This is a genomic window from Streptomyces sp. NBC_01707, from assembly GCF_041438805.1.
Taxonomy (GTDB): domain Bacteria; phylum Actinomycetota; class Actinomycetes; order Streptomycetales; family Streptomycetaceae; genus Streptomyces.
Map to the genome: position 1 here is coordinate 8,596,669 of NZ_CP109190.1, position 21,888 is coordinate 8,618,556.

General features: G+C 69.3%; 16 protein-coding genes and 1 pseudogene. 4 read left to right on the plus strand and 13 right to left on the minus strand.

Annotation, left to right across the window (positions count from 1 at the left end):
* Positions 1-65 precede the first annotated feature (65 nt).
* Complete coding sequence (locus tag OG963_RS38490; RefSeq protein ID WP_030920833.1) at positions 66-629, plus strand: hypothetical protein; 564 nt, start codon at positions 66-68, stop codon at positions 627-629.
* A gap of 38 nt (positions 630-667) precedes the next feature.
* Here OG963_RS38490 and OG963_RS38495 read toward each other — a convergent pair whose 3' ends face one another.
* Complete coding sequence (locus OG963_RS38495) at positions 668-1,825, minus strand: O-antigen ligase (RefSeq protein WP_093929807.1); 1,158 nt, start codon at positions 1,823-1,825, stop codon at positions 668-670.
* A gap of 193 nt (positions 1,826-2,018) precedes the next feature.
* On the opposite strand from OG963_RS38495, the gene lnt reads away from it, so the two are divergent.
* Positions 2,019-3,611 carry an apolipoprotein N-acyltransferase gene (gene lnt, locus OG963_RS38500; protein ID WP_093778864.1) on the plus strand — a complete coding sequence of 531 codons (1,593 nt, stop codon included), beginning with the start codon at positions 2,019-2,021 and terminating at the stop codon, positions 3,609-3,611.
* A 33-nt stretch (positions 3,612-3,644) separates the two neighbouring features.
* Positions 3,645-4,124: an NUDIX domain-containing protein gene (locus OG963_RS38505; protein ID WP_093778866.1), complete on the plus strand. Its 480-nt coding sequence runs from the start codon at positions 3,645-3,647 to the stop codon at positions 4,122-4,124.
* Between the two features lie 88 nt (positions 4,125-4,212).
* Here the strand turns inward: OG963_RS38505 and OG963_RS38510 are convergent, their stop codons facing one another.
* The 3 genes from OG963_RS38510 to gnd form a co-directional block, all read right to left on the minus strand.
* Positions 4,213-5,595, minus strand: coding sequence for an MFS transporter (locus tag OG963_RS38510; protein ID WP_093778868.1), 1,383 nt, complete (start codon positions 5,593-5,595; stop codon positions 4,213-4,215).
* Positions 5,596-5,832: 237 nt separating this feature from the next.
* Entirely contained in the window at positions 5,833-7,293 is a 1,461-nt protein-coding gene (zwf, locus tag OG963_RS38515; protein WP_093778870.1) for a glucose-6-phosphate dehydrogenase, read from the minus strand.
* Between the two features lie 3 nt (positions 7,294-7,296).
* Positions 7,297-8,328 (minus strand): phosphogluconate dehydrogenase (NAD(+)-dependent, decarboxylating), encoded by a 1,032-nt coding sequence (gene gnd / locus OG963_RS38520; RefSeq protein WP_093929935.1) that lies wholly within the window; start codon positions 8,326-8,328, stop codon positions 7,297-7,299.
* Positions 8,329-8,893: 565 nt separating this feature from the next.
* Here gnd and OG963_RS38525 point away from each other — a divergent pair.
* A complete protein-coding gene (locus tag OG963_RS38525; protein WP_371799929.1) occupies positions 8,894-9,265 on the plus strand; it encodes a FadR/GntR family transcriptional regulator in 372 nt (123 codons plus the stop codon).
* Between the two features lie 81 nt (positions 9,266-9,346).
* Here OG963_RS38525 and sbnA read toward each other — a convergent pair whose 3' ends face one another.
* The 9 genes and pseudogenes from sbnA to OG963_RS38570 all read right to left on the minus strand — a co-directional run bounded on the left by sbnA (position 9,347) and on the right by OG963_RS38570 (position 21,876).
* Positions 9,347-10,426 carry a 2,3-diaminopropionate biosynthesis protein SbnA gene (sbnA, locus tag OG963_RS38530; RefSeq protein WP_093929936.1) on the minus strand — a complete coding sequence of 360 codons (1,080 nt, stop codon included), beginning with the start codon at positions 10,424-10,426 and terminating at the stop codon, positions 9,347-9,349.
* A gap of 209 nt (positions 10,427-10,635) precedes the next feature.
* Positions 10,636-11,706, minus strand: a complete 1,071-nt coding sequence (gene sbnB, locus OG963_RS38535) for a 2,3-diaminopropionate biosynthesis protein SbnB (protein ID WP_093929809.1) — start codon at positions 11,704-11,706, stop codon at positions 10,636-10,638.
* The gene (locus OG963_RS38540; RefSeq protein WP_093929810.1) at positions 11,703-12,707 is read right to left on the minus strand and encodes a TauD/TfdA family dioxygenase; all 1,005 of its coding nucleotides are present in this window, start codon (positions 12,705-12,707) and stop codon (positions 11,703-11,705) included. The genes sbnB and OG963_RS38540 overlap by 4 nt, the downstream gene beginning before the upstream one ends.
* Positions 12,708-12,730: 23 nt before the next feature.
* Positions 12,731-15,997: an amino acid adenylation domain-containing protein gene (locus tag OG963_RS38545; RefSeq protein ID WP_371799930.1), complete on the minus strand. Its 3,267-nt coding sequence runs from the start codon at positions 15,995-15,997 to the stop codon at positions 12,731-12,733.
* 62 nt (positions 15,998-16,059) lie between these two features.
* Positions 16,060-18,594 carry a Pls/PosA family non-ribosomal peptide synthetase gene (locus OG963_RS38550; RefSeq protein WP_371799931.1) on the minus strand — a complete coding sequence of 845 codons (2,535 nt, stop codon included), beginning with the start codon at positions 18,592-18,594 and terminating at the stop codon, positions 16,060-16,062.
* Between the two features lie 461 nt (positions 18,595-19,055).
* A pseudogene (locus OG963_RS38555) lies at positions 19,056-19,127 on the minus strand (hypothetical protein); the annotation flags it as partial.
* Between the two features lie 15 nt (positions 19,128-19,142).
* Positions 19,143-20,333, minus strand: a complete 1,191-nt coding sequence (locus tag OG963_RS38560; protein WP_093929813.1) for an acetyl-CoA C-acyltransferase — start codon at positions 20,331-20,333, stop codon at positions 19,143-19,145.
* A gap of 116 nt (positions 20,334-20,449) precedes the next feature.
* Positions 20,450-21,094, minus strand: a complete 645-nt coding sequence (locus OG963_RS38565; RefSeq protein ID WP_093929814.1) for a CoA transferase subunit B — start codon at positions 21,092-21,094, stop codon at positions 20,450-20,452.
* Positions 21,094-21,876 (minus strand): CoA transferase subunit A, encoded by a 783-nt coding sequence (locus tag OG963_RS38570; RefSeq protein WP_093929815.1) that lies wholly within the window; start codon positions 21,874-21,876, stop codon positions 21,094-21,096. The genes OG963_RS38565 and OG963_RS38570 overlap by 1 nt, the downstream gene beginning before the upstream one ends.
* Positions 21,877-21,888 lie beyond the last annotated feature (12 nt).

Here is a 21,888-nt window from a genome sequence, read left to right on the forward strand (position 1 = left end):
TGCGGCGGCCTGCTGGCAGTCGTCGGACCCGTCGCGGCTGCCCGGATTCTGAGTACGCTGCTGGCATGAGGGACCACCCCCGAAAACCGACGCATGCCGGAGCCGAGACGCCTCCCGCCGTCTGGACCGGCCGGGCCACCAACAAGGCCCAGTGGGTGCTCGCCGCCGCCGGTGCGGCCTGCACGGCCTTGGGTATTCAGCTCGCCGTGAGCTCCAACTGGACCTCCGGCGTCATCCCGCTGCTGATGTCGGTGATCGGCTGCGTGGCGGCCGGACTCCTCATGCTGTTCGGCACGCTCGCCTTTGTGAACGTGGCCGTCCGGGTCGACGGGCACGCCCTCGAAGTGCGCTGCGGCCACATGGGCCTGCCGCGCCGCCGGATCCTTCTCACCCACGTGGTGGGCGCGGATTTCGTACCCCGGGTCACCCCCCGGCAATGGGGCGGCTGGGGCTACCGCTGGCGCCCCGAGCAGGGCACGGCCGTGGTGGTACGCAAGGGAGAGGGCCTGGTGCTCACGCTCGGCGACGGCCGGACCTTCACGGTCACGGTGGATGACGCTGAGGCGGGCGTACGGTTCATCCGTGAGCAGCTCCACCTGTCGGCGGCCGGCGCGGCGGCCGGTGCCTGAACGGGTGGAAACCTGAGTGGTTCGACCTCCCCGGTCGGTCAGAGCGGGGTGTGATCCGCCCGCCGGCCGCGTTCGGCCTCGGTCCGGCTCCGGTGCGCGGCACGTCCCGTGTCCTCGTCACCCTCCCTACGGGTGCCGTCGGCCGCTCCCGCAGTGTCCGAAGCGGCGCGGCCGTCCCCGATCGGCAACCGGGCCGATGCCAGCCCCGCGAGCAGTCCTGCGCCCGCCGTCACGGGCGTGAAGCTCAGTGCGTTCCCGACGCTCGCCAGGGCCGCAAGCGCGGTGAGCGCGGCGCCCGCCGTCAGGACGACTGCCGTGGAGCGGGGGGAGCGCCAGAGCACGTACAGCAGCCAGCCGAAGGCCGCACCCAGCAGCGCCAACCCCACCACGCCCTGCTCGGCGGCCTGCTGCAGCGGCGCCGAGTGGGGCTTTCCGTCGGACCGCAGGGTCTGCTGGGTGGTCGGACTCATCTCGGCGAACCGGTCGGGTCCGACGCCCAGCACCGGATGCTCCTTGGCGAGCGTCACCGCGTCCTCCCACAGAAGCACGCGGTTCCCGGTGAGCTGGCCCTCCAGGGAGATCATCAGGCCGTCGGGCAGCGCTTCCTCCGCCACCGCCCATGACGCACCGACGACCAGCGCCGCGACCAGTGCGAACCCGGCGAGCCCGAGCAGCCTGCGGCGCATTCTCGCCGCGGCCAGCGAACAGAGCAGTACCCCGAGTGCCGCGACGAAACCGGCCCCCGACCGCATGGTCAGCGCTGCGCAGGCGGTTCCGAACGCGAGCAGCCGCAGTGCGAGGCGTAACGGAGCGCGCCGGGCCGCGGCTGCCGCGCAGCAGGCGGAGCCCGCGGCCAGGACCAGCAGCGCGGCCGCCGCCCCGGTGTGACCGGGCGCGATGTCGACGGCGGCGGTGGCACCCGGCATGCCACTGCGGCGTGAGAGGAGGGCCATGACGAGGGCGGCGACGGCGGCGGCCGTGGCGGTGACCACCGGCAGCAGCGTGCCGCAGATCCGACCGCAGGCGAAGCCCGCGGCGACGGCCAGCAGTGCCAGCAGGACGCCCTCCGGCCTGGTCTCCCGCCCGGCCGCGCTGACCAGCGACCAGATCGCGCAGGCGGCGAGAATCACCGCTCCGGCTCCGTCGGACGCGTTGCCGCGTTCCCGAGCCACGTAAGCGCCTGCCGGTGCAGTCATCCGTCCGACCCCCCGAACTGTGACCGTCCCGTCCGCGACGGCCGGATGCGGCCGGTCGGCGGGGGACTGGCGCACACGGTATCGGCAGTGGTGCGACTTTGTGGAGGAAAAGCACAGGAACGATCCAGCAAGGAGGATTCCGGCAAGGGCACGGGACTGCCCGCACACAGCCGACCACCGTAGACTCCGCCTGGTGAGCGCCACCATCACCCCAGTCGACGACCCGCAGTCCGCCCCTCCGGCCGGGGGCAGACGGCTTCTGCCGGGGCTCGTAAGGCCTGCCGCGGCCGTGCTCTCGGGGGTGATGCTGTATCTGAGCTTCCCGCCCCGGCCCTTGTGGTGGCTGGTTCTGCCCGGCTTCGCACTGCTCGGCTGGACCCTGCACGGCCGTCGGCTGCGCGCCGGATTCGGCCTCGGCCTGCTGGCCGGCCTCGGCTTCATGCTGCCGCTGCTGCACTGGACGGGCGAGGAGGTCGGCCCCGTCCCATGGCTGGCGCTCGCCGTCGCCGAAGCGCTGTTCGTCGCGGTGGGCTGCATCGGGATCGCCGCGGTGTCCCGGCTCGCCTGGTGGCCGGTCTGGGCCGCCGCCGTCTGGACGCTCGACGAGGCGGTCCGGGCCAGGGTGCCCTTCGGCGGCTTCCCCTGGGGCAAGATCGCGTTCGGACAGGCGGACAGTGTGTTCCTGCCGCTCGCGGCCGTCGGTGGCACACCGCTGCTCTCGTTCGCGGTGGTGCTGTGCGGCTTCGGCCTCTTCGAAGCGGTGCGTTCCTTCCGTATGTACCGCAGCACCGGTCAGGTCCCCCGAGCCGCGGTCGCCGCCGCGGCCGTGACGGTCCTCGTACCCCTTGCCGGGGCGCTGGCCGCGCTGCCGCTCGTCGACGACTCGGCGGAGGACGGCACCGCGACCGTCGCGGCGATCCAGGGCAATGTGCCCCGCCTCGGGCTCGACTTCAACTCCCAGCGCCGGGCCGTCCTCGACAACCATGCACGCCGTACCGAACAGCTCGCCCGCGATGTGCAGGCGGGCAAGGTGCCGCAGCCCGACTTCGTCCTGTGGCCGGAGAACTCCTCCGACCTCGACCCCTACCGCAACGCGGACGCACGGATCGTCATCGACGAGGCCGTGAAGGCGATCAACGCCCCCACCGTGGTCGGCGCGGTCGTCGAGCCCGACACCGGCAAACTGCGCAACACCCTGATCCAGTGGGACCCGAACGGCGGCCCCGTCGCCACGTACGACAAGCGCCACATCCAGCCCTTCGGCGAGTACATGCCGATGCGGTCCGTCGCACGCGTCTTCAGCTCGGACGTCGACCGGGTGCAGCGCGACTTCGGACCGGGCAAGAAGGTCGGCGTCTTCGATCTGGCGGGCACCCAGGTGGGACTCGTCACCTGCTACGAAGCCGCCTTCGACGACGCCGTACGGGACACCGTCGAACACGGCAGCCAACTGATCGCAGTCCCCAGCAACAACGCCACCTTCGGCCGGAGCGAGATGACGTACCAGCAGCTGGCCATGAGCCGGGTGCGGGCCGTCGAGCACAGCCGGTCCGTCGTCGTCCCGGTCACCAGCGGGGTCAGCGCGGTCATCCGTCCGGACGGGACGATCGTCCAGCAGACGAAGATGTTCACCGCGGACGCGCTGGTGGACAAGGTGCCGCTGCGCTCGTCCCTGACCCCCGCGACCCGGCTGGGCACGCTCCCTGAAGGGCTGCTCGCGCTGATCGCCGTGACGGGACTGGGCCGGGTGGCTGTCCGGTCGGTACGGGTCCGCCGCGGGCGGTGAGCCGCACCGGGCGGGCCACGTAGGGTCGTCCTCATGGCCACTCCTGACTTCATCCGCGAACTCCGTGCCACTGCCGGTACACAGTTGCTCCTGCTGCCGGGCGTCACTGCCGTGGTCTTCGACGACGAGGGCCGGGTGCTGCTCGGGAGACGCTCCGACACCGGCAAATGGTCGGTCATCGGTGGCATCTGCGAACCGGGTGAGCAGCCTGCCGTATCGGCTGTCCGTGAGGTGTACGAGGAGACCGCCGTGCACTGCGTGGCGGAGCGGGTCGTGCTCACGCAGATGCTCGATCCCGTGCAGTACGCGAACGGCGACCGGTGCCAGTTCCTGGACGTCACCTTCCGCTGCCGGGCCACCGGGGGCGAGGCGCGTGTCAATGACGACGAGTCGCTGGAGGTGGGCTGGTTCCCGGTCGACGCCCTGCCGCCGTTGAACGAGTTCGGGCTCCTGCGGATCAAGCGGTCGCTCACGGACGAACCCACCTGGTTCGAGCCCGCCGGGCAGCATTGACGTATGGGCGGCAGCCGCTCATGCGGACGCCGGACGGGCTCGACCACTCAGCCCGTCCGGCGATTCCATGGCTCGCACAGTCAGATGCTCATGCGGTACGGGCGTCGGCGGCCACAGCCGCCGCCGTGTCCGGCGCCGGTGCCGCCTCGATGTTCTCGAGGTCGCGCAGCCGGGTCTCCTTCGCACAGACGACAGCCAGCACGGTGACGAGCGCCGCGGCGATCACGTACAGCGAGATCATTGTCGAGCTGTGGTAGTTCTCGAGCAGCGCGGTGGCGATGAGCGGCGCCGGGGCACCGGCTGCGACCGACGAGAACTGAGCGCCGATCGACGCACCCGAGTACCGCATCCGGGTCGCGAACATCTCCGAGAAGAAGGCCGCCTGAGGCGCGTACATGGCCCCGTGGAAGATGAGTCCGACCGTGACGGCGAGCAGCAGGCTCCCGAAGCTGCGGCTGTCGATCAGCGCGAAGAACGGGAACATCCACAGCCCCACACCGACCGCCCCGATCAGATAGATGGGCTTGCGGCCGAACCGGTCCGACAGCGCGCCCCACACCGGGATGACCGCGAAGTGGATGGCGGAGGCGATGAGCACGGCGTTCAGTGCCGTCTGCTTGCTCAGCTCAGCGGCAGTCGTCGCATACACGAGGATGAACGCGGTGATCACGTAGTAGCTGATGTTCTCCGCCATCCGGGCGCCCATGGCGATGAGCACATCCCGCCAGTGGTGGCGCAGCACGGCGACGAGCGGCATCTTCTCGGCCGCGGCGGCGGCCCCCTTGCGTGCCTCGGCCTGCGCCAGCGCGGCCTTGAACACCGGTGATTCATCGACAGAGAGACGAATCCACAAGCCGACGATCACGAGCACGCCGGACAGCAGGAACGGGATGCGCCAGCCCCACGTCCCGAAAGCGGAATCCGACAGCAGCGCCGTGAGCGCGGAGAGCACCCCGGTCGCGAGCAGCTGCCCGGCCGGCGCTCCGGTCTGCGGCCAGGAGGCCCAGAACCCACGCCGCTTCGCGTCCCCGTGCTCCGATACGAGGAGCACGGCCCCGCCCCATTCGCCGCCGAGGGCGAAGCCCTGTACCAGTCGCAGGACCGTGAGCAGTACCGGAGCGGCGGCACCGACGGTGGCGTGCGTCGGCAGCAGCCCGATGGCGAAGGTCGCCCCACCCATCAGCAGCAGACTCAGCACCAGCAGCTTCTTGCGGCCGAGCCGGTCGCCGTAGTGCCCGAACACCAGGGCGCCGAGCGGCCTGGCTGCGAAGCCGACCGCGTAGGTGAGGAAGGAGAGGAGCGTTCCGACGAGCGGGTCGGACTCGGGGAAGAACAGCTTGGGGAAGACGAGAGCGGCTGCTGACCCGTAGAGAAAGAAGTCGTACCACTCGATGGTGGTCCCGATGAGGCTTGCGGCGACGATGCGCTTGAGCGAGCGGGCGGTCGGTGGAGCGGATGCCGAGGCGGCCATGGGTACCACTTCCGGACGGTTGCGGGGACGTTTCGTGTCGCCACACCGTAGGAAGGGGCAGGTCAGGGGCGTATGTGGTGGGGGACCATAGTTCTCGGGCCGGGTGTGCGCGGGGCCACCATGACAGGCGCCTCGAGACTGCTTCGAGGACCGTACCGAAGCCGGCGGACGCCTGTCCGAGATGCGTTGTCCGGCACGGTTCGGCGCCCTGGTGCCGGCTCCCGCGCCGGTTTCCGGTCAGCGGCGGTGAGGCAGACTCCAGCGGTACGGAGCGATGAGCCGGTCGACCGACTTGGGGCCCCAGGAGCCCGGGGCGTACGGCTCGACCGGCAGCGGGTTCGCCAGCAGCGGGGCTGATGTCTCCCACAGACGCTCGATCCCGTCGGAGCGGGTGAACAGGGACTGGTCTCCCAGCATCGCGTCCAGGATGAGGCGTTCGTATCCTTCGAGCGCGTACATCGAGTTGAAGGAGCCGCCGTAGTCGAAGACCATCCCGGCCTCCTCCAGGCGCATGGCAGGGCCGGGCTCCTTCACCAGGAAGCTGGTCGCGATGCGGCCGGGATCGTCGAAATCGATCACCAGCTCGTTGGTCCGGGCTGCTTCCGAGCCGCCCTGCGCGGGCTGGGGGAACATCCGCAGGGCCGGTTCCCGGAAGCCGAGCGTCACGACGTGCCTTCCTTCTCCGAGCGACTTGCCCGAACGCAGGAAGAACGGCACACCTGCCCACCGCCAGTTGTCGAGTTCGACGCGCAGCGCGATGAACGTCTCGGTGTCCGACCGGGGATCGACGCCCGGCTCGTCGCGATACCCCTCGTACTGGCCACGTACGACCTGTGCCGGGTCCAGGTGCCGCATGGACTGGAAGACCTTTTCCTTCTCGTCCCGCAGCGACTTCGCGACGAGTGCGGTCGGGGGCTCCATCGCGATGAATCCCATGAGCTGGAACAGGTGAGTGACGATCATGTCCCGGAAGGTGCCGGTGCCTTCGAAGAACTGTGCCCGGCCCTCGATTCCGATCTTCTCCGGCACATCGATCTGCACATGGCTGATGTGGTCGCGGTTCCAGATGGGCTCGAAGAGACCGTTGGCGAACCGGAGGGCGAGGATGTTGTCCACGGACTCCTTGCCGAGGAAGTGGTCGATGCGGAAGATCCGGGACTCGTCGAACACGGAGTGGATCGTCGCGTTGAGGGCCTGGGCCGAGGGGAGGTCCGTGCCGAAGGGCTTCTCCACGATGACGCGGGCGTTCTCGGCGAGGCCGGTCGCGCCCAGCATCTCGATCACGGAGGCGAAGGCATTCGGCGGCACCGCGAGGTGGAAGAGCCGGCAGGGCTCACCTCCGACGGCCTGCTCGGCCTTCCGTACGGCCGAAAGGAGCGGCTCGGGGTCGTCCGGGTCGGCCGCGCCGAATGTCAGCGCTTCCTCGAACTCCTGCCACTCCGGGCCTTCCGGCTTCGACCTGCCGAATTCGGCGGCCGCCTCCCGGGCCCTCTCGCGGAAGGCGTCGTCGCTGAGGGCGGCCTGGGACGGTGCGGAGCCGACGATCCGGTAGCGGGCCGGCAGCAGCCCGGCCTTGGCGAGATGGAAGAGCCCTGGCAGGAGTTTGCGCCGGGCGAGGTCACCGGTCGCACCGAACAGCACGATGACATGGTCGTCGGGGACCGGACCACTGCTTTCGGACCCGGGGCCGCTGGCCATGGTTCACCGCGCCTTCTCGGCGTGACCGCCGAATTCGCCGCGCATCGCGGACAGCACCTTGTCCCTGAACTCGCCGAGCGCGCGTGATTCGTACCGCTCGGTGAGCGCGGCGCTGATGACGGGCGCGGGCACGCTCTCCTCCACGGCCGCGATCACCGTCCACCGGCCCTCTCCGGAGTCGGAGACCCGGCCGGCGAAATCGTCGAGCTCGGGCGAGCGGGACAGCGCGTCGGCCACGAGGTCGACCAGCCAGGACCCGACGACGGAGCCGCGGCGCCACACCTCGGCGACCTCGGCCACGTCGATCTCGTACCGGTAGGCCTCGGGTTCGCGCAGCGGGGCGGTCTCGGCGTCGACGGAGCGCGAGCGCAGGCCCGCGTCCGCGTGCTTGATGATGCCGAGCCCCTCGGCGATGGCGGCCATCATCCCGTACTCGACCCCGTTGTGGACCATCTTCACGAAGTGGCCCGCGCCGTTCGGGCCGCAGTGCAGATAGCCATGGGACGCGGTCCCGTCGGTCCGGGTCCTGCCAGGGGTGGGCTCGGCGTTTCCGGTGCCCGGGGCGATGGCGCGGAAGACGGGGTCGAGCCGGCCTACCGCCTCTTCCTCGCCACCGATCATCAGACAGTAGCCCCGCTCCAGACCCCAGACGCCGCCCGAGGTCCCGCAGTCGACGTAGTGGACCCCGCGCGGAGCGAGCTGTTTCGCCCGGGTGATGTCGTCCCGGTAGTACGAGTTGCCGCCGTCGATGACGGTGTCACCGGGGTCGAGCAGGGCGGCCAACTGGTCCAGCGTCGACTGCACCACACCGGCGGGGAGCATCAGCCAGGCGTTTCTCGGCTTCTCCAGCTTGTCGACCAGGTCGTGGAGGGAGGAGGCCGCGGTCGCCCCCTCCTTCTCCAGCTTCTGTACGGCCTCCCTGTCCAGGTCGTAGACGACACAGCGATGGCCGTCCCGCATCAGTCGGCGCACGAGATTGGCGCCCATCCGGCCGAGCCCGATCATGCCGAGCTGCATGGGTGTGTCAGTGGTCATGGCCGACTTCCCGTTCTTCAGAGCGCGGTGGTGACGGATCAATGCGTTGGCGGACGAGCCGTGGCGGGCTCCGGCTCCTGGGCGATGCCGTCATGTCCTCGCCCACCGCCGCGACTGCACCAGCTCCCGTGCGACCTCGGCCACCCGCTACGGGGCGAATCCGAGCTCCGTGAGCACGAGGGGCACCCCGGCGAGCACCGACCTGTTCAGCCGTCCGGAGCCCTTCCGGCTTCCTGAATCACATCCGGAACTTCAGCAGTCAGGTCCGGGTTCCGGACCTACTTCATGAGTGCGTTCATCGACTTCGGGATGACGCTCAGCGGTGTCCTGTTCTCGGTCCGCGAGGGTCAATATCTTGCGGAGTTCGCCGTCCGAAGGAGATCTGCACGCGCCGCTCATCGCAACCACTCCCGACCATGGTTGCGCTGAGGCGGGCTCACCTTCGGTGGCCTGTTGGGTGTGTCCGGCCTTGCGAGCGGCCTCGGTCGGCGGCCCGTTGCTCGTGATCGAGCCCCTAATGTAAGGGCTGTCCCGTAATCCCTGGTGGATCGGCGCGCGGCGTCGGATGTGGCAGATCGTCGAAGTGCGCCGCGCGCCGGAAGGCGAGGCCGCCCATCTCGCGGCCACCCGCGCCACACCGTCCGACCTCGCCCGGATGCGTCAGGCCCTGGCCGCGATCGACGCGGCGGTCGCGGTGGGCGGTGACGGTGCGGAGGAGGATCTCGCCTTCCACCGGTCCATCGCGGAGTCGACCGGGAACACGGTGATGGGCTCGACGGTGCGGTACCTCGGCGAGGTGCTGCGCAGCGGTATGCGCGTCACGCGCGCGAACGAGGCGCGACGGGGCGACTTCGTCGAAGCCGTCCGGCAGGAGCACCATGCCGTCCTGGCCGCCGTCGAGGCCGGCGCCGCCGAGGAGGCGCGCGCCGCCGCTTGAGGCACGCCGCCTCACGGCTGCAGGACGCGGTCGACGGATTCCGGGCCGCTCCCTGATCCAGCCTGATACGAACGAAAGACCCTAGGTCTTACGATCCTGGAGCTGATGGTGCTGGTCGCCGTTGAGGTCGCCGGTCTGCAGGTCCAGCCGCCGGCGCCACCGTGCCACCGGCGCGTCCGAGTCCCAGGAACCGGCATTCACCTCACGGGAGTTGAGCACGTCCTCGCCGTAGATGTCCTCCAGCCAGTTGGTGTGGTAGATGGTGTCGAGGTAGCGCTCACCGAGGTCCGGGCCGATCGCCACCGCGGTGAGTTCGCGCGCGTCATGCCGGGCCAACCAGTCCGACGCGCCGCTGACCACCGTGCCGGTCGAGCCGCCCAACAGGAATCCGCGCCTGGCCAGACGATGACAGGTACGAATGGTGTCCGCCTCCTCGACACGTATCACCTCGTCCACATAGGACTCGTCGAGCAACGGCGGTCGCATGCTCATCCCCAGGCCGGGAATCATCCGGCGGCCCGGCGGGCCGCCGAAGGACACACTGCCGACGCTGTCCACCGCGACGATCCGCACCGGCCGGTGCCATTCCCGGAAGTAGCGCGCGCAGCCCATCAGGGTTCCGGTGGTCCCGGCCCCGACGAACAGCACGTCCAGCCGCGGGAACTGGCGGGCGATCTCCGGCGCTGTCGTGCGGTAGTGCGCCTTCCAGTTGCTCGGATTGGTGTACTGGCTGAGCCAGACGTACCGGTCGTCGGAGGCGCACAGCGCGCGGATGTACTCGATTCGCGCACCGAGGAAGCCGCCGTTGGCCTCCTGGTCGGCGATCACGTGCACCTGGCTGCCCAACGCCTCCATCATCAGCCTGGTCGACAGGTTGCCGCGGGCGTCCGTCACGCACAGGAACCGGTAGCCCTTGCTCGCCGCGATCATGCTCAGTGCCACGCCGAGGTTTCCGGACGAGGACTCGACCAGGATCGATTTCGGCGTCAGGACTCCATCTCGCTCAGCCGTCTCCACCATCTCGGTCGCGGCCTTCAACTTGATCGAGCCGGCGAAGTTGAAGCCCTCACACTTCAGGTAGAGCGAGTGCCCGAAGATCGACCGAAGGTCGACATAGAGCTCTTCTTCATTGAAGGCGTAGGGAACGGATATGACGGGCACCGTGGTCTCCTCCATCTGGCGCAGAGCAGTTTCGGAACGTCCATCCGACCGTGGGTGGGCTTCTCGCGTCCTGTCGCCGGGAGCCCGTGTCCGACCGAGCCGGGCGGCCCTGCGTCAGCGGCCGCTGTTCCGTCTGTCCTGACCTGCGACGTGACCGGGGATCTCTCCTGGGACCGGCCCTGCACAAGCCTCCTGGGATCTCGGCCGGCTCATCCGTACCGGCTCAGTTCGTGGAAGAAGTCGTCGACGACGTGCAACTCTCCGCTGCGGACCACTTCGTCGTAGACGTCCTTGCCCACCGCGAGGTCGAGCACCCCGAGGCCGAAGGGCGAGAACACCACCGGTCGGTCCGTCGGCACCGTCACGCGTGCGGCCATCACGTCGTCCAACGTGCCGTGCAGGAAGTCCCGGTTGCCCGTGAGCTGCTCGGCCAGGTGCGGCGAGGTGTCGGCCTTCAGACAGTGCTCGACGTCATCGACGATGTTGGTCGAGGCGAGCAGGATCTCCGGTGCGAGGTCGCGCAGCGACACGTGCAGCACCAGTGGATTGTGGGCGAACCATGACACGTCGCTGACATGCGGCTGGCCGGCGACGGTTGCGAAGACGACAAGGTCGCTGTGTCGGATCAGCTGCTGGGCGCTCTCGTGCACGGTGATCCGGCCGGTGGCGCCCGTCTGTTCCAGGTAACAGCGGAAGCCTGCCGCACTGTCGGCGGACAGGTCGTGCACGCCGATCTCGTCGAACGACCAGCCGGTGCCGGCCAGGAAGGTGTGGATGTAGCGGGCGATCAAGCCCGCCCCGAAGAACCCGACACGCGTCGGGCGTGGCCGGTCGCGGCTCAGCCAGTCGGCGGCCGACGCCGCCGACGCCGCCGTCCTGGTGGCGCTGATGATCGAGCTCTCCAGGCAGGCGAACGGGTAGCCGGTGTCGGGGTCGTTGAGGATCAGAACGGCTGAGGCCCTCGGGATGCCCGCCGTCACGTTGTCCGGGAAGCTGGAGATCCACTTCAGGCCGTCCACCCGTACCTCCCCGCCGATCGAGGCGGGCAGCGCGATGATCCGGGAGGACGGACGGTCGGGGAAACGCAGGAAGTACGACGGCGGGTTCACCGAATCACCGGCGCCGTGCACCCGGTAGGTGGCCTCGACCAGCTCGACGATTCGTTTCTCACGTCCGTGCAGCGCGCGCCGGACCTGGGCACCGGAGATCACCGCGAACGGTGGCACGGTGATCGGCGCGGACAGGGCGGACTCCGGTGCGGTGGAAGCGACGGCGGTCATCCTGTGGTCACCTCGACGGTCGGCGAGCAGTCGGCCAGATGCACCGGGTCGGCCATGGCGACGAGCACTTCACGCGGTCCCTCGAAGGGCTCCCTGCTGTGCGCGGTGCGGATGTTGTCGACGAGCATCAGGTCGCCGGCCTGCCAGGGCTCGCGTGCGGTATTGGCCTCGTAGACGCTGTTGAGCAGCTGCACGACGTCCTCCCCGATCGGGTCCCCGTTGCCGAAGCGGGTATTGAACGGCAGTCCGTCGGCGCCGTAGAGGTCCACCAGGTACTCGCGCACCTCGGGGGCCATCGTCCACTCGTTGAGGAACGCGATCTGGTTGAACCAGCAGCGCCGGCCGCTGACCGGGTGACGCACCACGGCGCTGCGGCGCTGTCCGGTGCGCAGTCCACCGTCGGGCTGCCACTCGAAGGTGATCGCGTTGGCGCGGCAGTAGCTCTCGACGGCGCCACGGTCATCGGTGCCGAACGCCTCGGCGACGGTCGCCCCGATCTCGTCGTTGTAGCTGCGGGTGAGCAGCCAGCCCTCCCGCTCGAACCGCTCGGTCAACTCGGCGGGCAGCGCGTCGAGCACGGTCGGTGAGTCGGCCAGCGCGGTCGCCCCGCCGTCAGTGGGCGCGCTGAGACAGGCGAACATCATCATGCCGGGGAACTCAAGCGTGTAGCTCAGTTCGTGGTGCATGCACATCGGCTGGTTCGGCGGCCACTTCGATGAGGAGTACACGCCGTCGGAGTAGGTCCTGCGGGGCGCGAAGACCTCCTTCTCGGTCATCAGACCCGCGGCCAGGCTCGAGAAGACGGCGCCCGTTCCGGCTGCGTCGCTCAGCCCGAGGCCGCGGACCAGGACCGAACCGTGCTCGGCGACGACCGCGCGCAGCGCGTCCCGGTGATCGGCAGCCCAGCTCAGCGCGTCGCCGGTGGCCTCGGCCCGCAGCAGCGGGGGCTTGCCGGGTTCACGTTCCACGTCGACCAGCGACGCCGTGGATAGTGACGACATCTCGGTGTCCTTTCAGTTGCCACTCAGGAAGAAGCGAACAGATTGGCGGCGCGCAGCACGGCTTGCGCCGCCTCGGTCGGACGGGTGCGCAGGAAGTAGTGGCCTCCGTCGGCGAGCTCGTGCAGGTCGACCTGCTCGGCCAGGAGCTGCCAGTCGCGGTACCGGCGTGGGTACTCCGCCGCGCTCGGGTCGTCGGCTGCAACGACCACGGTGACCGGCGCGGACAGCTTGAGCACCGGCGGGCTGTCCAGCGCGTCGGCGAAATAGTGGTGTGCGGACACGCAGTCGTGCCGGTAGGCGGCACCGATGTGCTCGGCGTGCCGCGCATCCAGCTCACCGAGCTCGGTGTACGCGCCGTCCGCGCTCAGCCTCGCGGCGATCTCGGCGTCGCTTCGCCCCGTCAGCTCTGTGACGGTGGCGCGCCGGTCGTCGGCGCTGCCGAGCAGCTGCGCCCCGAGGAACACCCGCTGGACGTCCACCCCGCGCTCCTGCAGCCTTCCGGCTGTCTCCACGGCCAACGCGGTGCCCGAGGAATGGCCCCACAGCAGGACCTTGGTCAAGCCACGCCCGATGATCTCGACCACGACCTGCTCGACCACCTGGGCCATCGGAGCGAACGGCTCGCTCCCGGCAGCCACGTCGTGACCGGGCAGCTCGACGGCGAGGACCGCCGGGCCGCCGGCCGACAGTGCCCTGGCCATCGGCAGGAAGTTCACCGCATTGCCGCCGGCGTAGGGGAAGCACACCAGGGCGGCGGGCTGCGTACCGTCCGATTCCGACAGCGACTGAAGCAGCCCGGAGCGCCGCTCGGAGTGCCGCTCGGACCTCCCGTCGACCACCCCGGCCAGATCGGCGAGCACCGGGTGTCGGGTGACGTCCTTGAGGGACACCGCACGGTCCAGGGTGATCGCCAGCTTCACCGCCGACAGCGATGTGCCGCCCCGGTCGAAGAAGTGGTCCCCCAGTCCGATCTGGTTCTCCGGAATGCCGAGCACCTTGGCCCATGCGGCCGCCAGTTGCCGTTCGGTCGGTGTGACGGGCGCGCGGTACTCGTCCTGGACGGCACCGAGCTCTCCGGCGAGCGCCCGCAGCGTCTTCCTGTCGATCTTGCTGTTGGCCGTCAGCGGCAGACTTTCCCGCCAGTGGAAGGCCGACGGCACCATGTAGTCGGGAAGCGACTCACCGAGCCGGTCCAGCAGGATGCCGACCTCGAGTTGCCGCCGACCGGAGTAGAACGCCACCAGGTGCTTACTCCTGTCGGCCCGCTCGGTGACCACCACCGCACCGTCGCGAACACCGGGCACCCGCAACAGGGTGTTCTCGATCTCGCCGATCTCGATCCGGAAGCCGCGGATCTTCACCTGGTTGTCCCGGCGGCCGAGGAACTCCAGCTTGCCCCCGGGCTGCCAGCGGCCGTAGTCACCGCCCCGGTAGAGCCGGGCACCCTTACGGTGCGGATCGGCCAGATATGCCTGCCGGGTTCGCTCGGGGTCGTTGACGTAGCCGCGGCCGACGCAGACGCCGGAGAAGACGATCAGACCGGGGGCGCCGAGCGGCACCGGGGTCAGGTGCTCGTCGACGACGTACACGTGCACGTTGTTGACCGCGGGACCCAGCAGGATCCGGTCCCCGTCGGGCACGCGGTCCATGACCTCGTGGTTGGTGTCGTCCGAGGTCTCGGTCAGCCCGTACGCGTTGACCAGCTTGATCCCGGGCTGGGCGGCGAACCAGCGCTGGGCGAGCTCCTTCTTCAGCGCCTCGCCGGTGACCGACACGCATCGCAGGTCCGGCAGCTCGCGGGGGTGCCGCTTCAGACTGGACACGACGACGTCCAGGTAGGAGGGAACGACCTGGAGGACGGCGACCCGGCCGTCGACGATCTTGTCGACGAACCGCTGGACGTCCAGGATCACCTCCTGCTCCACCAGCAGGGTCCGCCCGCCGACCAGCAGTCCGGACACCAGCTGCCACAGCGAGATGTCGAAGCACTGGGGTGCGGTCTGGGCGACCACCTGTCCCTCGCGGATCTCCAGGTCGTCGATCTTGGCGTAGAGGTGGTTCAGCATGCCCGCGTGCTCGCACATCGCCCCCTTGGGCTCGCCCGTGGAGCCGGAGGTGAAATAGATGTAGGCGAGCTGGTCCGGTGCGACGGGGAGGCCCAGATCGTCGTCGGCATGGTCCTCCTCGTAGGCCGCGGCGACGAAGAGCCTCTGGATCCCGGACAGAGAGCCGAGTGCCTGGTCGAGCGTGGAGGTGCTGCCGGGTTCGGTCAGCACAAGTCCGCATGTGGCACGGGAGAGCATGGCCGCGACGCGATCGGCCGGGTAGTGCGGCTCGATGGGCAGGTACACACCGCCGGCCTTGAAGACAGCGAGCACGGCGGCCATCCAGTCCAGGTTGCGCTCGGTCACCACCGCGACGACACCCTCGGGGCGCAGCCCCCGCGCCAGCAGGGCCCGCCCCACCCGGTTGGCGCGCGCGTTGAGTTCCCGATACGTCAGCTGCTGCTCTTTGTGCACGGCGGCTACGGCATCCGGGTGAGCCGCCACCCGCTGCTCGAAGAGCTCGTGGAACCGGTGGTCCGGCAGCTCCCGGCGTGGACCGGCGAGTTCTTCGAGCTGGAAGCGGAGTTCCTCGGCGGAGAGCAGGCTCTGCCGCTCGTGTTCGACGTCCGGATCGGCGGTGACGAGCGCGAGGGCGGTGAGATGATAGCCGGCGATCCTGGCCGCGCAGTCCGCGTCGAGCGCATCGGTCCGGTACCGCAGCCGCAGCACGAGATGGCCGCCGCTTTGTGAAAATCCCACCCACAGCACGGTGTTGCCGGGGATGTCGCCGCCCGAGCCATGGGGATCGAACACGGTCTCGATCGGCGGTTCGGCCAGTCCCAGCTCGCGCCTGAGCTCATCGACCGGAAAGTCCTTGTGCAACAGCAGATCCGACGCGGCTCGATGGGCGTCCATCAGCAGCGTCCGCCACGAGCCGGGGTCGGTCGTCAGCCGGCAGGGCAGCGGTCGGCCGCCCTCCGCAGTGACGTAACCGGTCGCGACCTCGTGCTCGCCGGACAGCGAGGCGAGCACCTTGGCGTGCGCGGCCAGCAGCACGGATTCGAGCGGCACCGCCAGGTCCTTGGCCAACCGGCCCGACGCTGCCACGACGTCGTCCGGGATCGTCGCCTCGTGTTCGCCGACGCCCGCCACCGGATCGAGGGTCCACCGCGGTATTGCGGTGAATCCACCGGCTAGGAGCACAGTGCGCCAGAACTCCCGGTCGGCCTGCACTTGCTTTCCCATCTGGTCGTCCCTCTCCGTTCGCCGTCGCCACCGAGCCGTTCGCCCCGACTAGGGCGGCGCTGCTATCCCTTCCTCGTCAGTGCCTCGGGCCGATAAGGGGCATCGCGCATCTCCGTGGCGGGGTTTCCCCCCCAGCGTGCGTGCTGGGGGACTTCCTCGCCTTTCATGAGGAAGGAGTCGGGGGCGAGTACTGCGCCGTCGCCCATCGTCACGCCGTAGTGGACGTGGGCTCCCACACCGAGGGTGCAGCCCGGGGCGATGGTGCTGCGATCGGACTTGAAGGTGCCGTCCTCCTGGGAGTGGCACTGGATCTTGGTTCCGGCGTTCAGCGTGCAGTCGCTCCCGATGGTGGTGAGCGTCCGCTCCGTCAGATAGCAGCCGTCATCGAAGACCCTGCTGCCGATCCGAACACCCAGCATCCGCCAGATCACGTTCTTGAAAGGGGTGCCGTTGAAGACGTTGAGGTACGTGTCGGGCACCTTCCAGAGGCGCTCGTGCCACCAGAAGTACGGGTCGTAGATGGAACACAACTGTGGTCGCAGCGCCCGGAATGCCGCGATACCGCGTTCCACCAGTACGAAGTAGACAGCGGTGAACCCAAGGCTGAACACCAGGAACACAGCGATCAGCACATGCCCGTAGGAGTCGTACAGTTCGGCGTTCGCCAAACCGAGAATCGTGAGCACGAAGAAGTGCAGCCACCGCACCAGCAGGAAGAAGACCATCGAGCGGATGTTGTAGCGGTTCTTCGCGGCGAGGCTGCGGCGCAACTCGTCGCCCGTCCGCAGATGGTCGAACCGGGAGTCGCGCTCGACCGACCGGGGGATCTCGAAGCACGGCGAGCCGAGCAGGCCCACCCCCTCGCGCACCTCGCCGTCGAGCGGAACCATCACCTTCGTCGCCAGGAGACAGTTCTCACCCGTTCTGGCCCCTGAGGGATAGGCGATGTTGTTCCCGAGAAAGTTGTACGGGCCGATCGAGGCCCGGGACACCCGGAAGGACGTGCTCGAGAACTCGGCATTAACGATGGAGAGCCCGTCGGCGACCATCGTCCCGGTGCCGACAGAGCACAGATACGGGGTCTCGTGCTGCACTTCCGTGCCGAAGTTCGACCCGGTCTGCTCGACCCGGGACAAGTCGTATCCGAGGCCGCGCAGGTAATGGACGATGTAGGAGCTGTCACCGAACAGCCATTTGAAGAACTTGATGTTGGTCATACGCCCGATCGCCCGGTGCGCCGAGTAGTGAAAGCCGTACAGCGGATAGACCTTGTCCGGCTTGACGACCAGGTTCAGCAGGCGCGGAACGGTGAACAGCACGGCCAGACCCACGACGACGAAGCCGAAGAACAACACCAGGGAAAGGAGCAGCGCGTCGATGTAGAGATCCGTCGACGTGAACCCCATCGTGTCCGGGCCCAACCGGTTGTTCAGCGCCGGAACCAGGGTCACCAGCATGTACGCGCCCCCGACAGTCAGCGGTACGTAGAGGAAGAGCATCTGAAGCACGGTGACGAGGCCGAAGCCCGCCCGGCGCAGCGTGCTGCACCTGGCCGGCCCGATCCTCAGGTAGTCGTGCTGCGCGAGCTGCGCCGGGGATCCGTGCCAGCGCTGACCGCCCGGGACGGCCTGGCCGCTGTACAGCGTGGACGTGTGGCCGAGCTGCGCCCCGTCGCCCATCGATGTGTCGATGTCGAGGACGGTCTTCTCGCCGATGAACACGTCCCGGCCGAGGGTGACGCGGCCGGTCTGGATGCGGCCGGCGTGCGCCCGGTAGCAGAGGAAGAACGAGTCCTTACGGATCACCGTGCCGGGGCCGATCGTGAGCAGGTCGGGGCAGACCGGAACGTTGCGGGAGAGGATCGTGACCCCCTTGCCGATCCGTGCGCCCAGGGCCCGCAGGTACAGCACGTACAGGGGATTGCCGACGAAGAAGATCATCGGGTTGGCGTGGATCAACACCTTGACGGTCCAGAAACGTAGATACGTCAGGCCCCAGACCGGGAACTCGCGCGATTTCTGCCGGCCGACGAGGAGCCATTTGGCCGCGATCGGGAAGGTGCAGAGACCGACGAATCCGGTGCCGCCGAAGACGAACGATCGCAGGTAGATGTCGATCACATCCGAGCCGGCGGAGACCCATGCATAGCCCAGGTCGGCAACAAGTCCGGCGAGGAACGAATATCCCAGGAAGAGCAGGAACTGCAGCGTTCCGCAGAGGGCGTACCGCACCGTGCCGACCGGGGTCACCACCTCGGTCGACACCGGGGCCGACGATTCGACAGGGGCGGGCGCGGTGTCCGCGAGCCCCGTCGCCAGGCTTCGGATGGTCGGGTTCCGGTAGATGTCCTTCATCGACGCCGACGGGAGGTCCGTCCGCTTCCTGACCCGTGCGCAGAAGTGGGCCATCACCAACGAGTTGGCGCCCAGGTCGTCGAAGAAGTGGCTGTCGACCGACACCCGTTCGACGCACATGACGTCAGCGAGCACCTCGGCGAGATCTCTCTCGATGCCGGGCTCCGGGTCGGTGTACCCGCACTTGTCGATCGCGGATTCATCGGGCCCGGGCGTCAGGACTTCGAGGGATTTCTCCTCCATGCGAGCTCCTTGAGGAACTTTCGAGAGCCGTCGGCCATGACGGTCGGCGCCCTTTGCGCGCGCTTTTCGATGGCCGGATCGAAAGGTCCGGAAGTCATGAGGCCGGGTATTTTGTCCGGTTCGAACACCGTTGCCTCAGTCTCGGCTGGCCTCCGTCGGGCTGCCACTCGAACTGCCCGGTTCGTTCCTGGTCCACGGTTCCGACGGGAGGGACGGCGATGAGCCGCGTAAGGGTCATGGCCCACTGCGTGCGAGTGGCGTGTGGCCGACTCGGCAGGGAGCTGCGCCGGGTCGTGTGACGGCCAATTGGGAGAGCGCCGCGGGGTGATGACGGCTCCCGGGACGCCGCGGCTTCGATACGGCAGGGCGACGCCCACACGCTGTTCGGCGGTCGCACGGTGGTGCACACGGCCGGAACCGTCCCAAGTGCGTCGATCCAGTGAGGTACCGCCATCCGGGGGTCACGGCCCCGCGACCGCGGCCCTCGCCGGGACGTCCACCGTGCCCCGCCCACCGCCACGCCGCGGTCGCCGAAAGCAGTGCTCGGCTCAGCGCTCCAGGACCAGGGCCAGGCCCTGCCCGACACCGATGCACAGCGCCGCCAGTCCCGTGCCCGAGCCCGCTTCGGCGAGTTGGTGGGCGACTGCTCCGGCGATGCGGGCGCCGGAGGCGCCGAGGGGATGTCCGAGGGCGATGGCTCCGCCCCTCGTGTTGAGGAGGCCGGAGTCGAGGTCGGGCAGGGCCGCGAGGCAGCCCAAGGCCTGGGCCGCGTAGGCCTCGTTGAGCTCGACGGTGCGCAGGTCGCCGAAGTCGCGGCCGGCCTTCGTCAGGGCTTTGCGGATGGCTTCGACCGGGCCGAGACCGAAGTACTGCGGTTCGATGCCGGTCACGGCGCCGGCCCGGATCCTGGCCAGCGGCTCACGCCCGATCTCGGCCAGCCCTGCCTCGTCGGCCAGCAGCAGGGCTGCCGCGCCGTCGTTGAGAGGCGAGGCGTTCCCGGCCGTGACCGTACCGCCCTCACGGAAGACGGGCTTGAGGCGGGCGAGCGCATCGAGAGACGTGTCGTCCCGGATTCCCTCGTCGCGGGGCAGATCGACACCGTCGACGGGGACCACCTCGGCGTCGTAGGCACCGTCCTGCCACGCCTGCGAGGCCTTCCGGTGACTGGCGAGCGCGAAGACGTCCTGGGCCTCGCGGGTGATTCCGTACTTGTCGGCTATCAGCTCGGCGCTCTCGCCGAGCGGGATGGTCCACTCCTCGGGCATGCGCGGGTTGATCATCCTCCAGCCCAGGGTGGTGGAGTACAGCTGCTGGTTGCCTGCCGGGAACGCCCGTTCCGGTTTGGGCAACACCCACGGGGCGCGGCTCATGGACTCCACACCACCTGCCACCGCGATGGAGGCATCGCCGAGCGCCACTGCACGGGCGGCCTGGATGACGGCCTCCATCCCCGAGCCGCACAGCCGGTTGACGGTGGCTCCGGGGACCGTTACGGGCAGTCCGGCCAGCAGTACCGCCATACGGGCGACATCGCGGTTCTCCTCCCCGGCGCCGTTGGAGTTTCCGAAGAGCACGTCGCCGATGAGGCCCGGATCCAGGGCGGGGCTACGGTCGAGCAGGCCACGCAGTACGCCGGCGGCGAGGTCGTCGGGGCGCACCGAGGACAGCGCCCCGCCGTAGCGGCCGATCGGGGTACGGACGGCGTCGACGACGTAGACGTCCCGCAGGTACTCGTTCATCGGGACTCCTTCTGTGGTGGAGAGAGAAGCGGGGGTGGGTGGTGCCGGCCCGCCGGTCCGGGGCGCTGTCCGGGAGCCTCGGCCGACGGGCGGTCAGGGGGATGGGCGGACCGCGGTCAGCCCATGGTGTCGGGCACGCGTACGCGCGCAGCGGTACGGCTGACGACGTCGTCCGCGCTGACGCCGGGAGCCGTTTCGACGAGGACGAGACCGTCCTCGGTGACGTCCAGGACGCCGAGGTCGGTGATGATGCGGTCGACGCATGACCTGCCGGTCAGGGGCAGGGTGCAGGCCTCGACGACCTTCGGGCTGCCGTCCTTGGCGCAGTGGTCCATGACGACGATCACCCGCCGGGCGCCGTGGACGAGATCCATCGCACCGCCCATGCCCTTCACCATCTTGCCCGGGATCATCCAGTTGGCGAGGTCCCCGGCGGCGGAGACCTGCATGGCCCCCAGAATCGCGGCGTCGATGTGACCGCCCCGGATCATCCCGAAGGACAGTGACGAGTCGAAGAAGCTCGCGCCCGGCAGCACCGTCACCGTCTCCTTGCCCGCGTTGATGAGGTCCGGGTCCACATCCGCGTCGGCCGGGTACGGGCCGACGCCGAGGATGCCGTTCTCCGACTGCAGCACCACGTGCACCCCTTCGGCGATGTGCTCGGGCACCAGCGTGGGCAGTCCGATGCCGAGGTTCACGTAGTCGCCGTCCCGGATTTCGGCCGCCGCGCGTGCAGCCATCTCGTCCCTGGTCCAGGCCATCAGCGCCGCACCGTCCCTCGTACCTGAGGCGCGGAGACAGTGCGCCGTTCGATCTGCTTGTCCTCGGCCTGCTCCGGGGTCAGTTGGACCACCCGCTGGACGAAGACACCCGGGAGATGGATCTCGTCGGGGTCCAGCTCGCCGGGCTCGACCAGCTGCTCCACTTCGGCGACGGTGACGCGGCCGGCCATGGCGGCGAGCGGGTTGAAGTTGCGGGCCGAGCGGTGGAAGACGAGATTGCCGTGGCGGTCGCCCCTGGCGGCGCGGACGAGTGCGAAGTCGGTGGTGATGCCGTGCTCGAGCACGTGCCGCCGGCCGTCGAACTCGCGTATTTCCTTGGGCGGTGAGGCGACTGCCACGGTGCCGTCGGGCGCGTAGCGCCAGGGCAGGCCACCGTCGGCGACCTGGGTGCCGACCCCGGCGGGGGTGAAGAACGCGGGGATGCCGCAGCCGCCGGCTCGCAGACGCTCGGCGAGCGTGCCCTGCGGCGTCAGCTCGACCAGCAGTTCCCCCGAGAGGTACTGGCGGGCGAACTCCTTGTTGTCGCCGACGTACGAGCCGGTGACACGGGCGATGCGGCGCGCGGCGAGGAGGATGCCGAGGCCGCCGCCGTCCACGCCGCAGTTGTTCGACACCACGCTGAGCCCGCTCGCGCCGGTCGCGTACAGAGCCTGGATCAGCACGTCGGGAACACCGCTGAGACCGAAGCCGCCCACGGCCAACGACGCTCCGTCCATGACACCGGCCAGCGCCTCCTCGGCGGTGGCGACCACCTTGTCCATGTGTACTGCGCT

What these genes read in the sequence shown, in the direction of transcription:
- OG963_RS38490 (WP_030920833.1), top strand. Translation starts at nt 66, where the DNA reads ATGAGGGACCACCCCCGAAAACCGACGCATGCCGGAGCCGAGACGCCT.
- OG963_RS38495 (WP_093929807.1), bottom strand. Translation starts at nt 1,825, where the DNA reads ATGACTGCACCGGCAGGCGCTTACGTGGCTCGGGAACGCGGCAACGCG.
- OG963_RS38505 (WP_093778866.1), top strand. Translation starts at nt 3,645, where the DNA reads ATGGCCACTCCTGACTTCATCCGCGAACTCCGTGCCACTGCCGGTACA.
- OG963_RS38510 (WP_093778868.1), bottom strand. Translation starts at nt 5,595, where the DNA reads ATGGCCGCCTCGGCATCCGCTCCACCGACCGCCCGCTCGCTCAAGCGC.
- zwf (WP_093778870.1), bottom strand. Translation starts at nt 7,293, where the DNA reads ATGGCCAGCGGCCCCGGGTCCGAAAGCAGTGGTCCGGTCCCCGACGAC.
- gnd (WP_093929935.1), bottom strand. Translation starts at nt 8,328, where the DNA reads ATGACCACTGACACACCCATGCAGCTCGGCATGATCGGGCTCGGCCGG.
- OG963_RS38525 (WP_371799929.1), top strand. Translation starts at nt 8,894, where the DNA reads ATGTGGCAGATCGTCGAAGTGCGCCGCGCGCCGGAAGGCGAGGCCGCC.
- sbnB (WP_093929809.1), bottom strand. Translation starts at nt 11,706, where the DNA reads ATGACCGCCGTCGCTTCCACCGCACCGGAGTCCGCCCTGTCCGCGCCG.
- OG963_RS38540 (WP_093929810.1), bottom strand. Translation starts at nt 12,707, where the DNA reads ATGTCGTCACTATCCACGGCGTCGCTGGTCGACGTGGAACGTGAACCC.
- OG963_RS38545 (WP_371799930.1), bottom strand. Translation starts at nt 15,997, where the DNA reads ATGGGAAAGCAAGTGCAGGCCGACCGGGAGTTCTGGCGCACTGTGCTC.
- OG963_RS38550 (WP_371799931.1), bottom strand. Translation starts at nt 18,594, where the DNA reads ATGGAGGAGAAATCCCTCGAAGTCCTGACGCCCGGGCCCGATGAATCC.
- OG963_RS38560 (WP_093929813.1), bottom strand. Translation starts at nt 20,333, where the DNA reads ATGAACGAGTACCTGCGGGACGTCTACGTCGTCGACGCCGTCCGTACC.
- OG963_RS38565 (WP_093929814.1), bottom strand. Translation starts at nt 21,094, where the DNA reads ATGGCCTGGACCAGGGACGAGATGGCTGCACGCGCGGCGGCCGAAATC.
- OG963_RS38570 (WP_093929815.1), bottom strand. Translation starts at nt 21,876, where the DNA reads ATGGACAAGGTGGTCGCCACCGCCGAGGAGGCGCTGGCCGGTGTCATG.